At 42.5% G+C, this 23,123-nt stretch carries 18 protein-coding genes; 2 read left to right on the top strand and 16 right to left on the bottom strand.

All coding sequences use genetic code 11. The annotated features are described in order from the left end of the window. Positions 1–10 precede the first annotated feature (10 nt). From I6E61_RS11920 to I6E61_RS11910, 3 genes are all read right to left on the bottom strand, one after another. A complete protein-coding gene (locus I6E61_RS11920) occupies positions 11–490 on the bottom strand; it encodes a BLUF domain-containing protein (protein ID WP_197134986.1) in 480 nt (159 codons plus the stop codon). A 235-nt stretch (positions 491–725) separates the two neighbouring features. Continuing rightward, positions 726–1,205 (bottom strand): BLUF domain-containing protein, encoded by a 480-nt coding sequence (locus tag I6E61_RS11915; protein WP_197134985.1) that lies wholly within the window; start codon positions 1,203–1,205, stop codon positions 726–728. A 443-nt stretch (positions 1,206–1,648) separates the two neighbouring features. Further along, positions 1,649–2,155 carry a hypothetical protein gene (locus I6E61_RS11910; protein ID WP_197134984.1) on the bottom strand — a complete coding sequence of 169 codons (507 nt, stop codon included), beginning with the start codon at positions 2,153–2,155 and terminating at the stop codon, positions 1,649–1,651. Between the two features lie 312 nt (positions 2,156–2,467). Between I6E61_RS11910 and I6E61_RS11905 the strand changes: the two genes are divergently transcribed. Beyond that, positions 2,468–3,301 (top strand): HAD family hydrolase, encoded by an 834-nt coding sequence (locus I6E61_RS11905; RefSeq protein WP_197134983.1) that lies wholly within the window; start codon positions 2,468–2,470, stop codon positions 3,299–3,301. A gap of 88 nt (positions 3,302–3,389) precedes the next feature. Here I6E61_RS11905 and I6E61_RS11900 read toward each other — a convergent pair whose 3' ends face one another. Then, positions 3,390–3,653, bottom strand: coding sequence for a hypothetical protein (locus tag I6E61_RS11900; protein WP_197134982.1), 264 nt, complete (start codon positions 3,651–3,653; stop codon positions 3,390–3,392). A gap of 41 nt (positions 3,654–3,694) precedes the next feature. Then, positions 3,695–4,501 carry a 3-oxoacyl-ACP reductase gene (locus I6E61_RS11895; RefSeq protein WP_227685887.1) on the bottom strand — a complete coding sequence of 269 codons (807 nt, stop codon included), beginning with the start codon at positions 4,499–4,501 and terminating at the stop codon, positions 3,695–3,697. Positions 4,502–4,817: 316 nt separating this feature from the next. Between I6E61_RS11895 and I6E61_RS11890 the strand changes: the two genes are divergently transcribed. Beyond that, entirely contained in the window at positions 4,818–5,951 is a 1,134-nt protein-coding gene (locus I6E61_RS11890) for a PotD/PotF family extracellular solute-binding protein (protein WP_265091300.1), read from the top strand. Between the two features lie 82 nt (positions 5,952–6,033). Here the strand turns inward: I6E61_RS11890 and I6E61_RS11885 are convergent, their stop codons facing one another. The 11 genes from I6E61_RS11885 to I6E61_RS11835 all read right to left on the bottom strand — a co-directional run bounded on the left by I6E61_RS11885 (position 6,034) and on the right by I6E61_RS11835 (position 22,965). Further along, positions 6,034–7,245 (bottom strand): FUSC family protein, encoded by a 1,212-nt coding sequence (locus I6E61_RS11885; RefSeq protein ID WP_197134981.1) that lies wholly within the window; start codon positions 7,243–7,245, stop codon positions 6,034–6,036. A gap of 358 nt (positions 7,246–7,603) precedes the next feature. Then, positions 7,604–9,025 (bottom strand): glutamate synthase subunit beta, encoded by a 1,422-nt coding sequence (locus tag I6E61_RS11880; RefSeq protein WP_197134980.1) that lies wholly within the window; start codon positions 9,023–9,025, stop codon positions 7,604–7,606. A gap of 143 nt (positions 9,026–9,168) precedes the next feature. Further along, positions 9,169–13,632: a glutamate synthase large subunit gene (gene gltB / locus I6E61_RS11875; RefSeq protein WP_197134979.1), complete on the bottom strand. Its 4,464-nt coding sequence runs from the start codon at positions 13,630–13,632 to the stop codon at positions 9,169–9,171. An 873-nt stretch (positions 13,633–14,505) separates the two neighbouring features. Beyond that, a complete protein-coding gene (locus tag I6E61_RS11870) occupies positions 14,506–15,591 on the bottom strand; it encodes a hypothetical protein (protein WP_197134978.1) in 1,086 nt (361 codons plus the stop codon). Between the two features lie 129 nt (positions 15,592–15,720). Then, positions 15,721–16,824, bottom strand: coding sequence for a 3-dehydroquinate synthase (aroB, locus tag I6E61_RS11865; protein ID WP_197134977.1), 1,104 nt, complete (start codon positions 16,822–16,824; stop codon positions 15,721–15,723). An 86-nt stretch (positions 16,825–16,910) separates the two neighbouring features. After that, positions 16,911–17,477, bottom strand: coding sequence for a shikimate kinase AroK (gene aroK, locus I6E61_RS11860; protein WP_197134976.1), 567 nt, complete (start codon positions 17,475–17,477; stop codon positions 16,911–16,913). A 191-nt stretch (positions 17,478–17,668) separates the two neighbouring features. Beyond that, entirely contained in the window at positions 17,669–19,981 is a 2,313-nt protein-coding gene (gene pilQ, locus I6E61_RS11855; RefSeq protein WP_197134975.1) for a type IV pilus secretin PilQ, read from the bottom strand. A 26-nt stretch (positions 19,982–20,007) separates the two neighbouring features. Beyond that, positions 20,008–20,541: a pilus assembly protein PilP gene (locus I6E61_RS11850; RefSeq protein WP_197134974.1), complete on the bottom strand. Its 534-nt coding sequence runs from the start codon at positions 20,539–20,541 to the stop codon at positions 20,008–20,010. Continuing rightward, positions 20,541–21,260, bottom strand: coding sequence for a type 4a pilus biogenesis protein PilO (locus I6E61_RS11845; RefSeq protein ID WP_197134973.1), 720 nt, complete (start codon positions 21,258–21,260; stop codon positions 20,541–20,543). Before I6E61_RS11845 ends, I6E61_RS11850 begins: the two co-directional genes overlap by 1 nt. Next, positions 21,257–21,910, bottom strand: a complete 654-nt coding sequence (locus I6E61_RS11840) for a PilN domain-containing protein (protein WP_197134972.1) — start codon at positions 21,908–21,910, stop codon at positions 21,257–21,259. Before I6E61_RS11840 ends, I6E61_RS11845 begins: the two co-directional genes overlap by 4 nt. Further along, complete coding sequence (locus I6E61_RS11835) at positions 21,910–22,965, bottom strand: pilus assembly protein PilM (protein WP_197134971.1); 1,056 nt, start codon at positions 22,963–22,965, stop codon at positions 21,910–21,912. Before I6E61_RS11835 ends, I6E61_RS11840 begins: the two co-directional genes overlap by 1 nt. Positions 22,966–23,123 lie beyond the last annotated feature (158 nt).

Here is a 23,123-nt window from a genome sequence, read left to right as displayed (position 1 = left end):
TACTACTCATTTAAAACTTATTGGCTTCAGCATCTTCAAATATCGCTTTTAAAAAGCTTTCAATCTGACTGCTTTTCATTAGATAAGGATTGAAGTCAAAACCTGCTGAGAAGCTCTTTAGGGCATATTCCTCATCTTCGACACTTTCCGTCAGGTGTTTGGTTACAAACCCATCCCATCGAAGCGCTTCTATCTCTTCCACCTTGACAACATTAGGGAGGATTTTGAAGTGCTCATCAATTATCTTCGCCAGAGCGGCATTAACAGCTGGTCTTGAGCCTTGAATGTTTTGAATAAAGTAACCGTCATTGATCACAAGCGCTGCAACTAACCCACTCTCCTCAAAGTATCTCCGCCACTGCTCAAGAGCACGAGTTAATTCTATACCTGTTTTCATTTCGATGTTTTTACCGATATACGTTAGGCTAATCAGAAGATGCTCGCCATGTCTTTTTCTATTTTCTGAATTTTGACTTGTCGTTATATGCATAAGAAAATCCATTTATATAATAAGTATATAAATTAATATACACTCTATTATAAGGTGTAATCAATAAAACTCTTGGTAATTGACCAGTTTCTTATCGTCTACACCTTAAAATGATACGACAAAAATAGGAATCACCAAAAAGCCGCCTACACACACGTATAGACGGCTTTTCTATTCTAGCTAGAACCAATAATTATTCTAAGAATCAAATACCTAAGAAATAAATCTTACTCATTTAAAATTTATTAGACTCAGCATTTTCAAATACTGCTTTCAAAAAACTGTCAATCTGAGTACTTTTCATTAGATAGGGATTGTAGTCAGATCCTGCTGAGAAGCTCTTTAGGGCATACTCTTCGTCTTCAATACTTGATGTTAGATGTTTGACTAAAAACCCCTTCCATTGACGCGATTCTATTTCCTCTATATTAACAATATTAGGAAAAATGGTTGAATGCTCATCAAGTATCTTTTCCAAGGCAGTATTGATAGCAGGCCTTGTCCCTTGAAAACTTTGGACGAAATAATCTTCACTAATGACTAAAGCTGAAACTATATTATTTTCTTCAAAATATCTGCGCCAATACTCAAGTGCGCGAGTCAGCTCAATCCCCGAATCTAGATCGACATTTTTGGCGATATATGTCATGTTGACAAGAATGTGCTCACCATGTCTTTTTCTATTTTCTGAAGGTCGACTTGTAGTGATATGCATAAGAAAATCCATTTATAAAAAATTAAGATATACTTTATTATAAAATATAATCAATGAAATTGTTGCAATTTGACCAGTTTGTTAACATCTATTATCATTTTTATAGCTATGACATGAAATTTTTAATGAGAGAACATACCAACTTGTATCAGAGTACAAGTGTACTACAAAAACTGTCCCAATCATGGCGATATCATTATTCTAATAATTATAATGTCTAATCTATATTTTCCTATAGCCCTGCCTTAATTACATCATACGGTTGACCTATGCTTACTCAGCGGTCGGATGTTGCAAGCCTCAATCAAAGCGTTGTCTATTGACTAAGCTAGCAAATTTTATAGACATCTTTTATAGACATCTGGAACATAACTTACCATCATTAAAAAGCCGCCTAAACACTGTATAGACGGCTTTTTACGCTGACTACAGTGTCTGATTGACTAATACCGACCCATCTCAACCGTTGTCTCAGCAGTCATCATATCGCCCTGCCATGACTGCACGTCTATCGTATACAGATGATCCTTACCACCTGAGCATGGTGGCTTATACGCTCCTCGGACATCGCCCTGGCGGCTACGATACTCAGCCACCATCTCTATACCGACTGGCACTTCATAAGTATGGCCAAACACTCGCGGCACCTCTACACTGGTTTTGCCACCTGACAATGCATAACTGACAATCCCATGCCCGCCCTTTTGCATGCGCTTGTTGCTCACATCGTTATAGACAAATACCAGACTATCAGCCCCCTCAGGGATATTTGATACCGTCATACTCGGTGTGGCTGGGCTTTTGCCACCGTAATCTAGACACTGCTGACCTTCAGGTATGTGATCCGCATCCCACGTTTTATCATTGAACGTGACATCCATCGCAAAGGTACTGGTAGACAAAGCGAGTGCGGTTAGGGCGACTACTTTCTTTAGTGTAAAAACTTGCATCGTTATTCCTTTAATCAGTTAAGTTATCAGTGAATACGGAAGGGCTTACTCTTTAATTAAAAGTAAACGTTAACAGTGATGATTAAATATAACTTTATAATAAATTATCATTATTAAGCTAATCATATATTTTAGGGTTTTTGTTAACTATTTGAATTAAAAAGAAATAATATTAAAGTTGGTAGAATCATCTCAGCCTACCAAGAGAAAATATCTATGGGTACGTTACCTTATAGCTATGGTCTTCCTTTACGTGGTTATAGTAGTATTTAAGTCACTGACCCCTGAATGAATAAAAATAATAGGATCATCATGTTTGTTGAAGATAAAACTGCTACAGAAATTATGGCACAGAGCACCATACCTATGCCCAAAATCATATTTTTTGATATCGATGATACACTCAGTCGCAACGGTATTATCGCTGAACATAACCAAGCCACGTTGAAGCAGCTTGCTGAGACTGATATCAAGCTAGTGATATCAACAGGGCGCTCTAAAGCAATATTGCCGGATGACATCTTAGCCTTGCTAGAGTCAAATGTGTTGGATGCTATTATTTGTATGAATGGACAATATAGCTTCGACAACGCTGGCCGAATCAGCCATTACCCGTTGTCCACAGAACAAACGGATAAAATTGCAAACCTGTGCATAAAAGGTGAGTTTATTCATAAGTTTGACTCAGCGACTCATATTGCTTGGTCAGGTGAAAACGAGCGTTTACGTGAGTTCAATGCCATCACACCCAACTCTATCGTCGCCCCTGATTACTATAAATCAAACACCGTGTATCAATGTTCTGTTTTCTTTAATAATCAAGAAGACAAAATGCAAGATATTGATTTTGATCAATACGATTTAAAACTGGTGTATTGGCATCATATTGGCGCTGATATATTGCCGATAGAAGCATCCAAAGCACGAGGTATTAAAGATGTGTGTAAATACTATGAAGTGGATGCAAGCGAGTGCATGGCATTTGGTGATGGTATGAATGACCTAGAGATGTTTGATTTGGTCGGGTTTGCCGTAGCCATGGGAGATGCGCAACCAGCGCTGATAGAACGTGCTGACTTTGTCACTGGAACGATTGAAGAATATGGTATACAGACGGTACTTGATCAGTTGAAAACAGCATCATAAGAATACTTTCTAAAATTGTTAAGAAGCCCTTGTCAGTATCTGACAAGGGCTTCTTAATGACGTTTTTTATGAAAGGCTTTTAGAATATTTACAACTTATCCGCTATCAAACCATAAACCCAGCTGCCCATTTTATAAAACCCTACAACGATAAGAATAAGCACCACTGCTGCCAACATGTAAGCCAACCAATTAGGTACGCCACTCAACCAGCCAATCGTGAATGTCAGACCCATATAGGTCTCAACTGGCCAATTCACCATAGGTATCGTTGAGCCAGAATTAAGCAATGTCATAAAGGCAACTATGGCCAGCATAGCGGTGACGACTCCAGCACCTTGACGAATATTCATTTTGTCCCTTTTACAAATCCAATCAAACGTTAAGGCATCGGTTAAGGCATTGTCAAGCCACCGTCAACAGCGATGGATTGTCCTGTGATGGCTGCACTCAAGTCAGACGCCATTAGCAGTACAGAATTGGCAAAGTCAGCTACTGAGGTCGCTTGACGCAGTGGTGTCGTAGTAGCAATATAATCAAATACCTCTTCTGTGGTCAGGTTACTCGCATCAGTCGTCTTTAAGAGTCCGCCTGCCAACAGATTGACACGGATACCATACTGCCCCAATTCAGCTGCCAAGTTACGTGTCAGCCCGATTAGCGCTGATTTAGCAGTGGTATAGTCGTAATAAGTAACCACCGGATTATAAACGAGGTTGGTTGAAATATTGATAATCTTGCCCATTTTCTGCGCTTTCATCTGTGGTAATACCGCTTGTACCGTATTGACTGCACCCTTGACGATGCCATCCATCTGCTGAGAGAAGTGCGCCCAGTTCACAGTTTCGATACTGGTATAGTCCGCACTAGGATTGAACTGGTAACTAGGCAAGGCATTATTGACCAATATATCAATTGCACCGAAATGCTCAATAACTGCCGCTGCCAGTGCTTGCATTTGCATGGCGTCAGTCACATCCCCTTGATAAGCAAAAGCTTGCCCACCTGTCGCTTTAATATCAGCCACTACCGCTTCGGCAGCATCTTTACTGTTCAGGTAATTGACGCATACATTGGCCCCCGCTGCTGCCATCTGTTTGGCAATTTGTGCGCCGAGGCCGCGGCTAGCCCCTGTGACAATAGCAACCTTGTCTTTGAGAAGCATTGGAATCACTGCATCTGCTGAATGGCTCTGAGTCATATTTTACATCCTTATTATTATGGTATGGTTGAATCTATGCACGATAAAAAATAGTAGCATGACACACTAAGCTCTTAATCATAGCATGATTATATACTGTCACTAGACTGACCAAATCTAGTACCAAACCCTATATCAAACCTTTATTATTGACGGAAAATCAGTGCTTCATCATAGCGACTCACATTGATTGCCTTAATTGCCCTTTAAATCACTGAAACAAATAGCCATAATAGTGTAACTATCTATATTAAGTAGCATTTACCAATCGATACTTTTCACTGATTGGCATCATTCTTTGTTTAGGAGAGATATTTTGACACGTTCATCATCCCATTTGTCATCGAGCATGTCGGCTCGTATTGGCCGTATAGTACCAAAAGCACTATTGACCATGGCGGTCGGTTTCGTACTTGCCAGCTGTAGCAACTCTGATAATGCTGCTGCTGATAGTAGTGCGACTGCGAGCAATGAGACGCTTAACTTATACAACTGGTCAGAGTATATGCCACAAGAAATCCTTGATGGTTTTGAAGAAGAGACTGGCATTTCGGTTAATTACACCACTTTTGATTCTAACGAAGCGATGTATGCCAAGCTGAAACTTCTTGATGATTCTAGCCAGTATGATTTAGCAATTCCGTCGACCTATTATGTCGAAAAGATGGCAAAAGAAGGGCTATTACAAGAGTTAGATAAATCTAAATTGAGCAATTTTAAGAATCTAGATACCTCATTTACCAATACCAAAGTAGATCCTGAAAACAAATATTCTATTCCTTATATGTGGGGCAGTACAGGTCTAGCAATCAATGGTGACAGCGTCGACCCTGCAACCGTCAATAGCTGGAATGACTTGTGGGATCCCAAATACAAAGGGCAGGTCATGCTTACCAATGACTTACGTGAAGTGTTTGGCATGGCGCTACTCACGCTTGGCTTCTCAGGTAATAGCACCAACCCTGATGAAATCGAAGCAGCTTACGACAAACTCACCGCCTTGATGCCCAATGTCAAAACCTTTAACTCAGATGCCACTCGCATGCCTTACATTGAAGGTGAGACCTCACTTGGTATGACATGGAATGGTGAAGCGGTCATGGCTAATGATGAAGGCTTGACCAGTTTGGTTTATAAGTATCCAACGGAGGGGGCTATCCTATGGATGGACAACTTTGTTATTCCCAAAAATGCCAAACAGGTTGATGCTGCACACAAATTTATTGATTACTTACTACGTCCTGAAAATGCCAAAATCGTTAGTGAAGAAATTGGTTATGCCTCACCAAATATAGCAGCACGCGAGTTAATGGACGAAGAGGTACGTAATAATCCAACGATTTACCCTTCAAAAGAAGTACTAGCAAAAGCTGAGTTCCAAGAAGACGTAGGCGATGATGCCTTACAAGTGTATCAGCAGTACTGGGATAAACTAAAAACTGGTCGTTAATACCAAAGCAGTTAACCCTCGCGTTAAAGAAAATAAACATCCATAAATAAAAACGCTGACTTTAGATAGTCAGCGTTTTTTACTATACGTCCAAACCGCCTTCACCGCCCTGCTCTTTCATTCTGCGCTGCTCACGGCGTTGATAGCCAAGCCCAGATGCTGCATACCATTGTGGCTTGGTCGTTTGTAGCAATTCACTTAGCTGCTGTAGTTGGGTCTGTAAAGTTTGGGTCAGCCAAAAATATCCTTGCCATTCAAATGCCAAATGCTGGACACTTGGATATTCTGAAACGGCAATACGAGTAATGGGCCTGAACACCTCATCACTCGGACTACGCAATACCGCTGCTATATGCTGCATGGCTTGCGTCAGCTCGCTTTGATAATGAATCAATAAGATATGATTGTCATCATCGATTTCAATGTTTGCTAAACGTGGGGCTGCACTCAGCAGTAAGTCAATGGTGCCAATGATATTGCGGTGGGTACGTTGAATGGTCTCCAGCGTTGTCTTGTTAATACCTGACTCACTGGCAGTCGCCGCGATATGTGGGCGAACGGCTAGCAGACGCTTATTAATCTGTTGTAGCGCGGTGACCAATGTCTTATTTACAGGTACGCCGTCATCAGGAAAGACAACTGAGTTGAGCTTTGTATTCACGTTGACTGGCGTGTCCTCAGTCGCGTCAATATGCTTGCCCACACCAGCATACAAGTTGCTACAAGCATCGAGGTTGCTGCTCAGTAGAAATCGCCACATCAACGTCGATTTCAGTGGCAAGATGAGCGTCACGGCTACCGAAACGCCAGTACCTAATAAGATATTCAGCGCACGATAAATCCCGTCTTGGCTCATATTGCTTTGCCCCAGATTTGAGACAATCATCAACATAGTAATACCTGTCAGCAGACCTGTATAACCAAGCTTTCTGACGGCTAAATAGCCGATAAAGCCACTCACCAAACCAATCAGTGCATAATAAACCCATGTCCATGCATTGACACTGTCGCTAAACCATAAAATACTAAAAGCGGCGACAATACCTAATAGCGTACCGAGTATCCGCTCTTTGGCCTTGGTATAAATAGCACCTTGATACTGCAATAAACCCAAAATGATGAATACGGTGATGGTTGTCCATTCACCATGTGGAAAACCAGTAAGGACATTGACTAGCAAGGCTAATATTACAGCCACACCTAAGCGTATGGCATGCAAAATATCCGCATATTGATAGCGGACATAAGGCTCAACAAACGGAGCAGACACACGCTGCCAGAGGATTGATTTCACGCAAGGTTACTCTTTTTAGTTGATAGGCAGGATGAATAATGAAAACCATGGTTTCCTAACGGACATGCTAGCAGCCGCGACTCTATTTACAAAGCAATAATCAAAAAAAACGCCTCTTGCCTATCGAAAGACAAAAGACGTTTACGTTCAGAATCTACTAACAACTAACTGCACTTAAATAAAGCCAGTTAAGGTGTGTCCTCATTTCAAAAATGGAGATAAAAATGAGATAAATTGCCGTCAAACAAGAAAATAGTTCAGATAATATCGAGATATTAACCAGCTATTTGACGCTGTTTGACAAATTTAGCCATTTTTAGACCAGTTAGATGACTATCGCTTGAATTGAGGACATGCCTTAGACTTCCAAGAAATCTAATATACCTTCAGCAGCCTCACGACCTTCCCAAATAGCAGTTACGACTAGGTCAGAACCACGCACCATATCGCCACCTGCAAATATTTTAGGATTGTTGGTTTGGAACTTAAAGGTTTGCTTTTCTGCTGCCAATACTCGACCTGAGCTATCCATTGAGACTTGCTGCGTCTCAAACCAATCAGCAGGGCTAGGACGGAAGCCGAATGCCATAATAACTGCATCACAAGGAATGATTTCTTCTGAATTAGGAATCGGCTCAGGGCGTTGACGACCACGGTTGTCTGGCGCACCTAGATGCGTAGTGACAACCTTTACTCCGTTGACCTTACCGTTCAAGCCGATAATTTCAGTTGGCTGACGGTTAAATAAGAATTCAACGCCTTCTTCGCGAGCATTGACCACTTCACGGCGTGAGCCTGGCATGTTTTCTTCATCACGGCGATACGCACAAACCACTTTTTCAGCACCTTGACGAATACTGGTACGGTTACAGTCCATCGCTGTATCTCCGCCGCCTAGTACAACTACTTTTTTGCCTTTAAAATCGATATACTCTTCAGGGTTCTTTTCCCAATCATTACAGCGATTCACATTAGCAATCAGGTAGTCTAGTGCATCATATACGCCTTCTAGCTCTTCACCAGCAAAACCACCACGCATATAAGTATAAGTACCCATACCCATAAACACGGCATCGTACTCGCTCAATAACTCGTCAATGCTAATATCAGTACCGATTTCTGTCTCAAGACGGAACTCCATACCCATGCCTTCAAAGATGACACGGCGATTGCGCATGACATCCTTTTCCATTTTAAATTCTGGAATACCAAAGGTAAGCAAGCCACCAATTTCAGGACGCTTATCGAACACAACTGGCTTCACACCATTTCTTACCAAGATGTCTGCACAACCGAGACCCGCTGGCCCTGCACCAATGATAGCGACTTTTTTGTCTGTCCAAACCACATCAGACATATCTGGACGCCAGCCAAGGGCAAACGCCGTATCATTGATGTATTTTTCTACGTTGCCAATCGTCACAGCCCCAAAGCCATCGTTTAAGGTACAGGCACCTTCACACAAGCGATCCTGTGGACAGACACGTCCACATACCTCAGGCAACGTGTTGGTACGGTGACACAACTCAGCAGCTTGAAATATCTGGCCTTCAGTTGCCAGTTTCAGCCAATTAGGAATGTAATTATGTACTGGGCATTTCCATTCACAGTACGGGTTTCCGCACTCAAGACAACGATGTGACTGCTGCGCCACAGCCTCATTTTCAAATGGTTTATAAATTTCGACAAACTCTGTCGAACGGGTTGCGATGTCTTTTTTGGTTGGTTCAAGACGTGGTACATCTAAAAACTGAAAACTATTTTCTAAGCGTTTTGCCATGATGCTATCTCTCTATAGTGGGCGGTGACAGCCAACGATGACTGATTCATTTGATGACATATAAGATATGAATATCATTGCTGTCACTTACCTGCTTAAAACTTGTGAGTTAAAACGTATCTTAAAACATATCGGCCATTGCGCTATTGCGGATCAGCCATTGTCGTTTTAAGAAGGCTTGCAATGTTCGCCGCTTTTGGTTTTACCAAGTAAAACTTACGGACGTAGTGTTCAAAGTCATCTAATATTGTCTGACCCCATGCACTGCCTGTTTTAGCTACATGTGTTTCAATCACTTGTTGCAAGTGGATACGGTGTTCCTCAGTTTGCTCACTTGAAATACGGTTAAGATCGATCAGCTCATGGTTGCAGCGGTCAAAGAAATCACCATCCATATCTAGCACATAAGCGAAACCGCCCGTCATACCAGCCCCAAAGTTAAGGCCTGTACGTCCAAGGATGGTGACGATGCCACCTGTCATGTATTCACAGCAATGATCGCCAGTACCTTCGATGACAGCATGCGCGCCAGAGTTACGAACACCAAAGCGCTCACCTGCCGTACCCGCAGCATACAACTTACCACCTGTTGCACCATATAGACAGGTGTTACCAATGATAGCAGTATCTTGCGCTGTAAAGACTGAGTCTTTCGGTGGATAAATGACAATCTCACCGCCTGCCATGCCTTTACCAACATAGTCATTGGCATCGCCTTCAAGCTCAATATTTAGACCACCTGCGTTCCAAACGCCCAAACTCTGCCCTGCAGTACCAGTCAGATGCAATCTTACTGGCATGTCACTCATGCCAAGATTGCCCCATACTTGCGCGATTTCACCAGAAATACGCGCACCGATAGAGCGATCACAGTTACCGACATAATAACTATAATCCCCGCCTATTCCTTGACGAATATTAAGCAGCATATCGCTAACCATTTGTTCAGCGAGCAAACCTTTATCAAATGGCTCATTTCGCTCTACTTGACAGGTTTGTGCTTTACCAGCACTCGCTGGATGGCTAAACAATAACGGTGTCAAATCAAGATGGCGCTGCTTGTCAGTATTGCCTTCTAGCACCTCAAGTAAGTCAGTACGCCCGACCAGCTCTTCCATACTACTGACACCAAGTGCCGCTAACCACTCACGAGTTTCGGTCGCCACAAATTTGAAGAAGTTAATTAACATCTCAGCTTCACCAATGAAATGCTCATCGCGTAACTTGGCTTTTTGAGTAGCAACGCCTGTTGGGCAGTTGTTCAGGTGACAGATACGTAGATACTTACAACCAACCGCAATCATCGGCGTGGTACCAAACCCAAAGCTTTCTGCACCAAGAATGGCTGCTTTGACCACATCAAGACCAGTCTTTAGACCACCATCAGTTTGCACACGTACTTTATCTCGTAGCCCATTGACCCGTAGCGACTGATGAGTCTCTGCCAGACCTAGCTCCCATGGTGAGCCTGCATGATGGATAGAGGACAGCGGAGAGGCTGCTGTGCCGCCATCATAGCCTGAGATAGTAATTAGGTCAGCATAGGCTTTTGCCACACCTGTAGCGATAGTACCAACGCCTGGACGGGATACTAGCTTCACAGAAACTAAGGCATCAGGATTGACTTGCTTCAAATCAAAAATCAGCTGTGCCAAATCTTCAATAGAATAAATATCATGATGCGGCGGTGGTGAAATCAATGTGACGCCCGGCACTGAATAACGCAAGCGTGCAATCAGAGCATTGACCTTACCACCGGGTAGCTGACCACCCTCGCCCGGCTTAGCACCCTGAGCAACTTTGATCTGCATGACTTCTGCTGAGCGTAGATACGCAGGTGTTACCCCAAAACGACCAGAAGCAATTTGCTTGATTTTCGAGTTACGCAACGTGCCGTAACGTACTGGATCTTCACCGCCCTCACCAGAGTTTGAGCGACCACCAATGGTGTTCATCGCCATGGCAATTGATTCATGCGCTTCAGGTGACAATGCTCCTAGTGACATGCCAGCGGAGTCAAAACGTGTCAGGATTCTGGAGATATCTTCGACATCATTTACATCAATAGAATTGTCAGTTTTTAACTTTAACAAATCACGTAAAGTGGTGACTGGACGACTATTAACCAAATCCGCATAGCGACGGTAGTTTTCATAGTCACCAGTGCGTACAGCCGTATGCAGACTGTTGATCACATCTGGGTTAAAGGCATGGTACTCTTTATTAAAGACAAACTTGAGCAGACCACCTTGATCGAGCGGTGCGCGACGCTTAAAGGCATTGGCTGCTAATTGCGCTTGATCTGCAGCCAAGTCAGCAAAGGTAGCGCCTTTAATACGGCTTTGCACGCCTTTGAAACACAAGCTGACCACTTCTTCAGATAGCCCAACTGCTTCAAACAACTGAGCAGCACGATACGAGACAATAGTAGAAATACCCATTTTTGATAAGATTTTTAGCAGTCCTTTATCCAAGCCTTTACGGAAATTAACCCGCGCCTGAATCGGATCACCAAGCAGCTCACCCGTCGCCACCAAATCATCGATGACATCATAAGCTAAGTATGGATACACGCAGGTCGCGCCAAAGCCAATCAATACCGCTACTTGATGTGAGTCACGAGCCAGACCTGTCTCAATGATTAAGTTAGCATCGGTACGGATACCTTGACCAATAAGATAATGATGCACTGCACCGGTCACCATAATGGCATTGGCCGGTACTTTATCTGCATCAATGTCTTTGTCAGACAACACGATTAAAGTATTACCAGCACGGATAGTAGTTGCCACTTGCTCACAAATAGCGGTGATGGCTTCTGATAACTCTAGAGTACGATCATAGTTCAGATCAATACGAGCCATCTTGAACGCTGGATCGTCCAAGGCTTCAAGCTGATGCATCTTGCTGGCTGACAATACTGGCGATGATAAGATAATACGATGTGCATCTCGCGCTGATGGCGCAAACACGTTGGTCTCGGCACCCAAGCAAGTCTGTAGCGACATGACAATGGATTCACGTAATGGATCAATCGGTGGATTGGTCACCTGCGCGAACTGCTGACGGAAAAAATCACCAACATGACGAATTTGCTGTGACAGCACTGCCATTGGCGTATCATCACCCATCGAACCCACAGGCTCTTGTCCGTTTTCGGCATTAGGGCGAATGATTTCGGTGCGCTCTTCATTGGTAATGTGATACATTTTTTGCAATGTTTTCAGCTGATCACCGCGACATGATTGCGCTGCTAGCTCTTCTTCTAGGCGCTCATCATCACGGATACGGGTCGCTTCTTCACGTAACCACTTACGATATGGATGCGCTTTTTTGAGCAAGGTAGCAATGGCTTTAGTATCTAAAATCTGACCCGTTAGCGTATCAATGACCAGCATCTGACCTGGACCAACACGACCTTTTGCCAACACATCCTTAGGATCATAATCCCAAACGCCAACTTCGGAGGCGACAGTGATATAGCCATTCTTAGTCGTTACCCAACGTGACGGGCGTAGGCCGTTTCTGTCAAGCATACAGACAGCATAACGTCCATCCTGAATGACCAAACCAGCAGGGCCATCCCATGCTTCCATGTGCTGCGAATAGAACTCATAAAATGCGCGCAAGTCCATATCCATGCTATCGACGTTCTGCCATGCTGGCGGTACGAGTATCGACATCGCATGGAACAAATTCATGCCACCTGACATCAGTACTTCAAGCATATTGTCTAAGCTTGATGAGTCAGAACCACTGCTGTTTACCAATGGTGTCAATTCATTCAAGTTAGGCAGTTTGTCTGATTTTAACTTTGGCGTACGAGCTTCAGACCAATTACGATTACCAGTAATAGTATTCAATTCACCATTGTGAGCGAGATAACGGAATGGCTGTGCTAATGGCCAACGCGGTAAAGTATTGGTCGAAAAACGTTGATGGAACACCACAATATGTGACGCCAAACGCGCATCTTGCAAATCTAAGAAGAACGCTGGCAAGTCTGATGGCATCACCAAACCTTTATAAATAATAGTCTGACAGTTTAATGAACAAACATAGAATAGTTCATCATCAGTCAACTGCTGTTCTGCTTTTTTGCGTGCCACAAACAGCTTGCGGTTAAAGTCATCCGCAGCCAAATCATCAGGAGCATTGACGAATACCTGCTTAAAATCTGGTAACGTCTCACGGCCAATCTCACCCACAATACTAAGGTCAAGTGGCACATCGCGCCAGCCAGCAATCTCTAACCCTTGCGCTACAATCTCATCACTTAGCACTTGTTGGCTATGCTTGGCTTTATCCTCATCTAAATTGACGAATACCATACCAACGGCAAAGTTTTCGGTAATGGCTAATTGTTGCTCATCAGCAATCTTTCTAAAAAAATCAATAGGCGTGGCCAGTAATAAACCACAGCCATCACCAGTTTTACCATCAGCAGCAACACCGCCACGGTGAGTCATACAGCTTAGACTATGAATAGCTGTTTTTACCAAATCATGACTGGCTTGCCCTTCAATATGAGCAATCAAACCAAAACCACAGTTATCAGAAAAGTCATCTGGTGTAGCCAGGTGAGTTTGCGAGGAGATCATTGACATAGCTGGTCCTTTTGAGTAAACGGGTCGCCTATATATCCAATGCGGCACATAAGCTGAGCCCCGTAAGCAGAACGGGCTGATAATTAATATTCATATACCGGATTCAATAAATGATGCAACGCTCATTGACATCATGCTCTAAGAGTAAGGTAAAACCTTCAACTCTTTTAATGTTAGCAGATGTCTCAATAAATAATTAGCGTCTTAATAGATAGTAAGTAATTGCCTTTGGCATGGGAGAAAGCCCTGCCCTCTATACCAATTACTTAGTTACCAATAACGTAATATCGTTATCTTGAGTATCGCTCGTTATTAAACACTGTACAGCACTTGAAGCCAATTAGCTGAACAGTTAATAACAATGCATTTGATTAATCTTGAATATCTGACGCTCTGTATTCAAGCGCGTTATCAACCCTAATAAAGGGTGACAATAAGAGAGGTTGCTCCACTTGCGATCACTTGAATGTGAATAATAAGTAGCAGCGCTTGAGCCAAAATAATTAGTAACCTATTTTATAAATAGTGGGATTTTACTAATTGACTGTTAAATAAGTAGTTTTTACGATAACTATACAGAACGTCGCCCACAGTTATATTAGTTAATGATGACCAAAAAATCTAGTCTTTTCTACGGATTCATCAACCATATTTTGTAAGAGAACTTATTACTATTGGTTATGAGACAGCTAAAAACTGTTTGCGAAACTTAATATAAAGTAGCTGTTACTGTGTTTGTCTGAAATAGTTAATTTAGGTTTACCTCATCGAAATACTTATTTTTAATATTAATAAAATGCTATATAAATCGCCATAAAAAAACCCACTAATAATGTCATTAGTAGGTTTTTAAATGATGACAATAGTAAAAGATTAATTACTTTTGGCGTCTATCAATGTTTTGATGCTATCACTACCATTTTTAGGAGAGTTGGCATTAGCTGTTGTGTTACTAGAATTTGTGCTATTAGCCGTACTTGGTGTCTTAGGTGCTGGTACTACTGGTGGCTTTGGCGTAGCAGTTGGTGGTTTCGGTGTTGGCACTACTGGCGGCTTTGGAGTAGCACTCTCAGTACCTGATGTCGCCGGCTTTTTGTTATCCTGCTCAGCTTTACTGGTAGCACCATCATCTTTAGTTGTCGTGACTGATGTTGACTGCTCTTCGTTCACCACTGTACGCTGTTCATTAACAGATAAGGTGTCAGAGGTATCCGCTGACTGACGAATGCTTTCAGTACCATTTGTATTGCTTTCTGCTGTTTCAGCAACTGGTTTTTTCTGACGCACTGGCACTTCCCGCTTGGTCGGTTCTAAATCAATAGAACGGGTGCGTTTAGCGCTCAAATCTTTCATCGGATCAGCACGTGTGTAGTTATCGATAATACCGACATATCGATTGATTTCTTCTGGTAATACACGCACATCAGCAGGTAGTCTAAAGTCAATGAGCTTGGCTGCTCCAACTGCTTCTTGCGGGCTGCTCATCAGTCCGTAAGTCAGCATATAACGCACTTGCTTTTCATCATCGAGATAACGGAAATAAGCAAATTTGTTACGGTCTTTGCGACCTTCTAGATAACTAATAATCACATCGTTTTCAGCGACATTCATCACCTGCACAGTCCATTTACCCTTATTGGCCAGCAAATAACTCTTGTCTTTGAACTCATCGGGATAATTACGCAAATCTTGAATCGCTGCATCAAAACTGAGTGGCTGTACATCCGTATCTAGCTCATGCAACGATTCGATTTTTAAAGGTTGCTCAAGCTCAGTACTCAGTGTTTCCGGTGCGGATATCGGCGCATTTTCAATTTTGGCACCCATCGCTGGCGTTTGACTAAACATCCAAATCAGAGCCGTTAGCACGCCTAACAGCAAAGTCACTACCAGCCAGATCAATGCTTGACGTCGATAAGATTGGCTAGCGCTACGCGGCGTCGGTCTTGATGCTGCCATGGGAGTATCCTTGGTAAAAATAAAATTGACTGCATTAAATAGATGCACAGGTAATTAGCATTACTGTGAATCAGCTCTTATAAGCGCTTAATCTCAGTATGCACTTATGAAAGCTAATTTTTTGATACATTATACGTTCTGTTGTGACAATACTTCTGTCAAAAGCTGGGCATCAAAATCATCGGTCAATACAGCCTTACCCAGTGATTTTAACAAAATAAGGCGAATTTGTCCTTGTTTCACTTTTTTATCATGCCCCATCAGACTCAAAGCAGTCTGTGTATCAATAGGTGGTGCAGTGATGGGTAAGTTTGCCAATGTTAAAAGACGTTTAATACGAGCGACTTCATCGATCGTTAACCAGCCAATTTTTTGTGACAGCTCAGCAGCTTGTACCATACCAGCAGCAACAGCCTCACCATGTAACCAATTACCATAACCTTGATGCGTTTCAATCACATGACCAAAGGTATGACCAAAGTTCAATAGCGCACGCACACCGGACTCTCTCTCATCTTGTGCAACCACATCTGCTTTATACTGACAACAACGCTTTACCGCTTCGCCAAGTACAGCCAAATCTAATGCCATCATTGCAGGTAGGTTTTCCTCAAGCCAGGTTAAAAATGCCTCATCCATAATGAGCGCATATTTGATGACCTCAGCCAACCCTGCTGATAGCTCACGAGCAGGCAAAGTTTTGAGCGTACTCATGTCAGCAAGCACCATTTGTGGCTGCCAAAAAGCACCAATCATGTTCTTACCCTGAGGATGATTGATACCCGTTTTGCCACCCACACTTGAGTCTACCTGCGACAAAAGCGTCGTTGGAATTTGGATAAAATTTACCCCACGCATAAAGCTTGCTGCAGCAAAACCCGTCATATCACCAATGACGCCGCCACCCAACGCAATAAGCGTGACGTCTCGATTGAAATGCTCCGCCATCAATGCATCATAAATTTGGTTGATACTGGCTTGGTTTTTATATTGCTCACCATCTGGCAGTACACAGACTCTGACAGTAAACTGCTCTGCTAATGCTTCTTCTAAGGCGCTTAAATACAAAGGCGCCACAGTTTCATTAGTGACAATCAGTACTTGACGACCACTAATATATGGCGCTACCTGTTTTGCCATACTACTATTTTCTATCGCAGTGTTTTCTGTGATGACAATTGGATAGTCATGACTTTGCGTATGAACGGTCAAACCATCATGAAACAGTGACATTGCCAACACTCCTTAAGCATTATTAATGAGATGAAAGTAGTTAAATGTGAGTAACCATAATTTAAGTGCTATTGGTTTCTTATTATTTATGATTCATTTTCTTTATGTTCTGGTGTTATAGCAGCAGAGTTATTCAACGACTCTAGTTGTTGTAAGAGCTGACTGACCATATGACGGGGATAAGTATGTCCGGTTGGCATAATAATATGGGCGACTTGACGATATAGTGGATCGCGCTTGCTATATAAGTCTTGCAATATTTTTCTAGGATTAGGCTGCTGTAGTAACGGGCGTGATTTGTCTTTGGCAGTACGAGCCATTTGCACATCAACTGGTGCATTCAAATAAACGACGATACCACGTTGCTGTAAAAAAGCTCTGTTTTCAGCACACATGACGGCACCACCACCAGTCGCTAATACGATTTGGTTTTTTTGGGTCAGCTCATCGATGGCTCGCGTCTCACGCTCACGAAAGCCCGCTTCACCTTCTTTCGCAAATATCCAAGCGATATCAGCACCTGTCTGTGATTCGACATACCAATCACTGTCTACAAAAGTGCGACCTAACTGCTTAGCAAGCAGTTTACCGATTGTCGTCTTCCCTGCTCCCATCGGTCCTACTAAAAACACCGATGGCAATTCCTCAACCATAATACTTACTCAGTTAAATTAGCTATCATACAACGTCATCGATATTCTGGCTAGTAATGAGGCTTGATTATTACCAGTAAAAATTAGCTCATAGTAAAAATAAGGCAAGAAAAAAGCAAGCTCCTAGGCTTGCTTTTTTCTTTTGTGAGATAACAAAGTATTGTTTTGGTTTCACATAACCAATATCATGATTACTCTAAACGACTAACACCATCGTTAATCAACTTAGTCGTAATGAATATCAACAGCTCTTGTTTCTCATTGCTGGTCGAATCATTCCGGAACAAACGACCAACATATGGTAAGTCACCCAAGAATGGTACTTTTTCGACAGACTCAGAGGTGATATTTTTGAAGACACCACCAAGTACAACGGTTTGACCATCTTCTACAATAATGTTGGTCGAGATAGAGTCTTCAGAAATTGCCACATCACCATTATAAGTCGTTGGCGAACCGTTCTTGATGTTTAAGCTTAGGCTGATTTTACCATCAGGCGTAATATTCGGCGTGGCTTCCAAGCTAAGTGCAGCTTCTTTGAAGCTAGTTGTCGTTGCGCCACTAGCTGATGCTTCTTGATAAGCAATTTGCGTACCAGAAGATATTTTCGCCGTTTGTTTGTCTGCGGTCAAAATCTTAGGTGTAGAAATCACTTCACCACGATTATCCGCTTGCATAGCTGATAATTCAAGATCCAGTGTATAACCTGACAACCCAAGCAAGCCAAATGCAATACTACCAGCCGGATTAGAAACACCAAGATCAACGTTTAAGTTATCAGGACTCGTGATATCGTACGAAAACGCACCAGTATCACTATCTGTATCAAAGTCTCTAAGGTCCCATAAAGTCTGATCACTACCACCAACCAGTAAACTACTGTTAGTTGCAGTACCATCAGATAAAAGACCCCAGCTCACCCCAATCTCTTTACTGAAGGTATCTGAAGCACTTACAATACGTGCTTCAATCATAACTTGACGGACTGGAATATCAATTTTTGCAATGAGTTTATGAATGTTTTGAATACTGTCAGCCACATCTTTAATAATGAGAGTATTGGTGCGCTCATCTACGGTTACTGTGCCACGGTTGGATAATAAGCTATTACTACTATTAGAATTCCCAGTAGTGCTAGTGGTACTTGATGACCCTTTCCCTTGAGAAATTAACGTTAATACATCTTGTGCTTTAGCATAGCTTAAACGAATGTATTCAGTACGCAATGGTGAATACGAATCAACAGCTTGCTGTGCTTCAAGCTCACGTGCCTCTTGCTCGGCAAGCTCAGTAGCAGGTGCAACCAAGATTACATTGCCATTTTCACGCTTACCTAAATTTTTACTCTTTAAGATAATATCAAGTGCCTGATCCCATGGCACGTTAATAAGACGTAATGTAATATTGCCAGAAACAGAGTCATTAGCGACAATATTCATTTCAGTAAACTGTGCTAGGATATCTAAGACACTGCGAATCTCAACGTCTTGGAACTCCATAGACAAGGGCTCACCACTATATACACGTTCTTCAAGTGTTGGCTCACGTAATAATGCAGGCTTATTGATGCTAATATTTAATTGATTACCCGACTGATAGGCTTGATACTCATAATCATCGGTCATATTAATGGTAATAACACCATTTTGACCTTGATTCTTGGTATCAATGCTATTAACGAGACCGCTATCGATATTCAAACGACGTAATAGATTTCTTGGCACCGTACTACCCGTTAAGTTTACCACCAACTTATTACCTTGGCGTTGTACATCAACTGGTATTGCTTCATTGGTCAGGGCGATACTGACGTTACCACCACCATCATTGCCTGCTGCAAAATTAACTGCACTCAGGCCATCATAGCTATACTGCTTGCTTACTTGCGACGCAGAAAGCTGTGGACTTAACAACGGATTGACTCTGACAACCATCGTATCCGCTGGTACTTGATTTTTAGTCACAGTCTTACTGGTCGTATCAACAGCAGTATATGCGCTACTGGTTTCTACAATCGGTGTCGTTGTGATTGCATTATTAAGCACGTCTTGGACAGGGTCATTAGTTCTCACTGAACGGCTCGGATCGGTAATGGTCAATACTAAGTCATTACCATCAATCGTTGTCGTATAAGTACCTGTCTGCTTTAAACCAATAATCAGACGCGTGGTACTGTCACTACTTAGGGTAGTGACATCATTAACTATACCAATATTGTATTCGCTAAAACGACTTGCAAGTCCATTTTGCACTTGTTCAAAATCTAGTACCAAGCGGCTAGGATCATCAAGCTGATAGGCTGCAGGCAATACTGGCACACCTGCAAAGCCTAAACGTATTTGCGTCACTGCTGGAGCAGTTTGTACCACAGAGACATTATTAATGCGCTGTGCAGCATAGGCACTGTTACTCACTGCTACCATGCTGATTGCCAATGCTGAAATGGCAAAAGCAGAAGTTACGCGGTTGCTCATCATCATTACCTTGTTATTGCGTACTGTCATTATTTATTCCTCAAAAATCTGCCGACTTAGCTTATAGGGGAAACCAACGACTGGGGTTTTTCAACAAACCCTGCGCGGCTGTCTGGCATAATTTCAATCAAGTTAATCTGAGTCGGCGTGATTTCAACAATACGGCCGTCATTTACTCCAAGATAATCACCCACTTTAACGCTCGCGACTGAACCATCAGGACGTTGTATCAAAGCGTAGCGCTGACCTTCAGGTGAAACGACGACGCCGCGAAAGACCAGTTGTGACAATTCATATTGCTCAAGTGGTTCTTTTACTCTGGTAATATCAGGGCGAACACCATCGATAGACGTGGTAGGACCTTGTGTATTAACCAAACTAGGTGGCAGAAATGGGCTACGCTGTGCACTCGCACTATAGACAAAATCTTCTACAAGCTCAGCCTTAGGCGGTGGCTCGATGGCTTTTGCGGGCTGATTACGGATATCCGCCATTGCCTGCTCTGCCATACCAATACGATCCGCACATCCTGTCATTGATAAAACAGCAACGCTTAAAGCCAGTAGCATAGGCAGTTTTTGAATAGTCATTAGTTGCCTCCTGCATTATCAGTGGTAGCGACAGTATCAACAGCCTCAGGATCAGCTTCTTTTGAGCGATACGTTTTAGTGTTCAGTACCAAATTAAGTTCTGGTAAGACATCTAATGTTGGCTGCGGGTTGCTGACTTCAAAATCGTGCATGGTAATGATTCGTGGTAGCGCTGCAAGACCACTGATAAAGCTACCGAACTGATGAAACTCACCTAAAGCAGCGATACGAATAGGCTGCTCAATAAAGAATTCATTTTCAATTTCAGGCTCTACAGAAATATCTTGAAAACGTATGTTGCTGCCAACACCCGTCATATTGATACCTTCTACCAACTCTGATACACGAGTATCTTTCGGTAACTGATCCAATAAAGTATTGAATTCTGTTTCCATTTGAACTACTTGTGCTTTATACGCATCTAAGTGACGCGCACGTGATTCTTTTTCACGGTAGCTTTCAAGCAACGTATTTTGCTGGCTTTCAGCAGCGGTTATCTCATCAATTTTACTACTGATTGGTAGTGACCATGACAATGCTGCTATCAGCGTAACAATAAGACCAATGACGGTGACTTTTACAGGTAGTGGCCAGCTACCATAGTTTTCAGAATCTAACGATTCAAAGCTGCGGCGAAACTCCTGCAAATCAAATTGTTTCTTTGATTTTGAGGCAGTTTTTTTGGTTTTGATTAGGCTTTTTTTACGGCTAAGCTTCATAACTCACCTCCAGGCCCAGTACTGGCATCATCAGGTGCGGCGGTCTCCGACTGAACCTTAGTCGTTACCACAAACTGAACATAGCTGTCTTCAGGATAAATGGGACGAGACTGCCCACCAGTAGTGACCGTATTGTTGAGCACTGGTGCAGACTCGTAAGCGCTGATATTCTGTTGAATATTGCTCACTGCTGAGTTACCCATCCATTTACTATTATCAAGATTTAGAATCAGTCTTGACACAATATAAGGGTTATCAGCCCGACCTGTTAAAGTAAGCGTGTCGCCTTCACGTTTTAGGTTGTTTAAGTAAAGCGCAGGTGGCATAGCTTTAGCAAGATCATCCCATAAACGTACAGGTACAGGACGTCGTCCTTGTAAATCCTGAATGACTTGCATACGTGAGATAATATCTTCACGACGCTGCTCTAAGCTATCAATTTCAACCAATGCTGTGTCTAAAAGAACGTTTTCTTGTTCAATCAAAGCATTCGCATCACGCTGCTCAGCAAGCGCATTATTAAAGTAGCTCCATGAAGCAAACGCAGCCAGTAGACTGAGTAAAATCACCGCAACCACCAACGTTATAAATTCTTTGTTGCGACGTTCGCGTTCTTCTTGTCGCCATGGTAAGAGGTTAATACGAGCCATTAGTCGAAGCTCCTTAACGCAAGACCGCACGCGGCCATTAAGCTTGGTGCATCAATTGCTAGTTGCTCATTGTCAATATTTGGCGCAATGGTCATATTGGTAAAAGGATTAGCAATACTGACCGTCACACCCAGTTTTTGTTGTGCCATGCCTGCAAGACCAGCGATAGAACTACTACCACCAGCCAACACTACATGGTCAATACTACTGTATTGGCTTGATGAAAAATAAAACTGCAATGAGCGAGTAATTTGTTGAATGGTATTTTCAATAAAAGGCGTCAGCACATCGAGGTAATAATCGTCAGGCAACGTACGTTCACGTTTGCTTATCGCCGCTTCTTCAGCAGATAGTCCATAACGATTTTGTATCGCTTCTGTCAATTGGACACCGCCAAACAACTGCTCACGACTGTATATAAATTCGCCATTTTTAGCGACATATAGAGTCGTTTGATTGTGACCAATGTCAACCAATGCAACCAACTCTGGGTTATTTGGTAAGTTGTCCACCATAAGCCCAAAAGCACGCTCAATGGCATGAGACTCGATATCCATAACCTTGGTTTTCAAGCCACCGAAGGTTAAAGCGTCAACTCGTTGGTCGACATTCTCCGAGCGAGATGCAGCAAGCAATACTTGAACCATCTCATCACTAACTAAAGAAGGACCCAGAACCTCAAAGTCCAAGTTAACGTCTTCTAGTGGATAAGGTACATATTGATCAGCATCCAAACGTATTTGAGCTTCACGCTCAACATCGCTCAATGCAGTATCCATGTCAATTATTTTGGTAATCACGGCAGACCCTGAAACCGCCGTAGCAGCATCAGCACCAGCGACATGGCAACGTTTGGCTAAGTTGGTAATCGTATTACCAACCGCTTCAGTGTCTAAGAGAAGTTTATCGACGACTACCCCTTCCGGCAGTCTCTCAATGCCATAAGATTTTAGATGAAACATGCCTTGTTGGCGCTGTATGTCAACCAATTTCACTGAAGTGGCACAGATATCCACACCAATCAAATGTTGACTTTTGGAAGTAAATAGCCTCACAAACTCTATACCTTATATTAAGTGTACAATCTGATAGTTATTTGTAATAATTGAATACAATACTTTACTTAATAGATAGATTCAAGCATTTAAATAAGTTATTAAGGCTAACTTACACATTTATTATGACCTGCTTATTTTGTTCAAGGTATAATACC

Source organism: Psychrobacter sp. NZS113, from assembly GCF_015864825.1.
Taxonomy (GTDB): Bacteria; Pseudomonadota; Gammaproteobacteria; order Pseudomonadales; family Moraxellaceae; genus Psychrobacter.
The sequence above is the reverse complement of the archived record's forward strand: the minus strand, read 5'-3'. Positions and strand labels throughout refer to the sequence as shown.

Bases quoted from the DNA above. Each gene is read 5' to 3' on its own strand.
- I6E61_RS11920 (WP_197134986.1), bottom strand. From the start codon at position 490: ATGCATATAACGACAAGTCAAAATTCAGAAAATAGAAAAAGACATGGC.
- I6E61_RS11915 (WP_197134985.1), bottom strand. From the start codon at position 1,205: ATGCATATCACTACAAGTCGACCTTCAGAAAATAGAAAAAGACATGGT.
- I6E61_RS11910 (WP_197134984.1), bottom strand. From the start codon at position 2,155: ATGCAAGTTTTTACACTAAAGAAAGTAGTCGCCCTAACCGCACTCGCT.
- I6E61_RS11905 (WP_197134983.1), top strand. From the start codon at position 2,468: ATGTTTGTTGAAGATAAAACTGCTACAGAAATTATGGCACAGAGCACC.
- I6E61_RS11900 (WP_197134982.1), bottom strand. From the start codon at position 3,653: ATGAATATTCGTCAAGGTGCTGGAGTCGTCACCGCTATGCTGGCCATA.
- I6E61_RS11895 (WP_227685887.1), bottom strand. From the start codon at position 4,501: ATGACTCAGAGCCATTCAGCAGATGCAGTGATTCCAATGCTTCTCAAA.
- I6E61_RS11880 (WP_197134980.1), bottom strand. From the start codon at position 9,025: ATGGCAAAACGCTTAGAAAATAGTTTTCAGTTTTTAGATGTACCACGT.
- gltB (WP_197134979.1), bottom strand. From the start codon at position 13,632: ATGTCAATGATCTCCTCGCAAACTCACCTGGCTACACCAGATGACTTT.
- I6E61_RS11870 (WP_197134978.1), bottom strand. From the start codon at position 15,591: ATGGCAGCATCAAGACCGACGCCGCGTAGCGCTAGCCAATCTTATCGA.
- aroB (WP_197134977.1), bottom strand. From the start codon at position 16,824: ATGTCACTGTTTCATGATGGTTTGACCGTTCATACGCAAAGTCATGAC.
- aroK (WP_197134976.1), bottom strand. From the start codon at position 17,477: ATGGTTGAGGAATTGCCATCGGTGTTTTTAGTAGGACCGATGGGAGCA.
- pilQ (WP_197134975.1), bottom strand. From the start codon at position 19,981: ATGACAGTACGCAATAACAAGGTAATGATGATGAGCAACCGCGTAACT.
- I6E61_RS11850 (WP_197134974.1), bottom strand. From the start codon at position 20,541: ATGACTATTCAAAAACTGCCTATGCTACTGGCTTTAAGCGTTGCTGTT.
- I6E61_RS11845 (WP_197134973.1), bottom strand. From the start codon at position 21,260: ATGAAGCTTAGCCGTAAAAAAAGCCTAATCAAAACCAAAAAAACTGCC.
- I6E61_RS11840 (WP_197134972.1), bottom strand. From the start codon at position 21,910: ATGGCTCGTATTAACCTCTTACCATGGCGACAAGAAGAACGCGAACGT.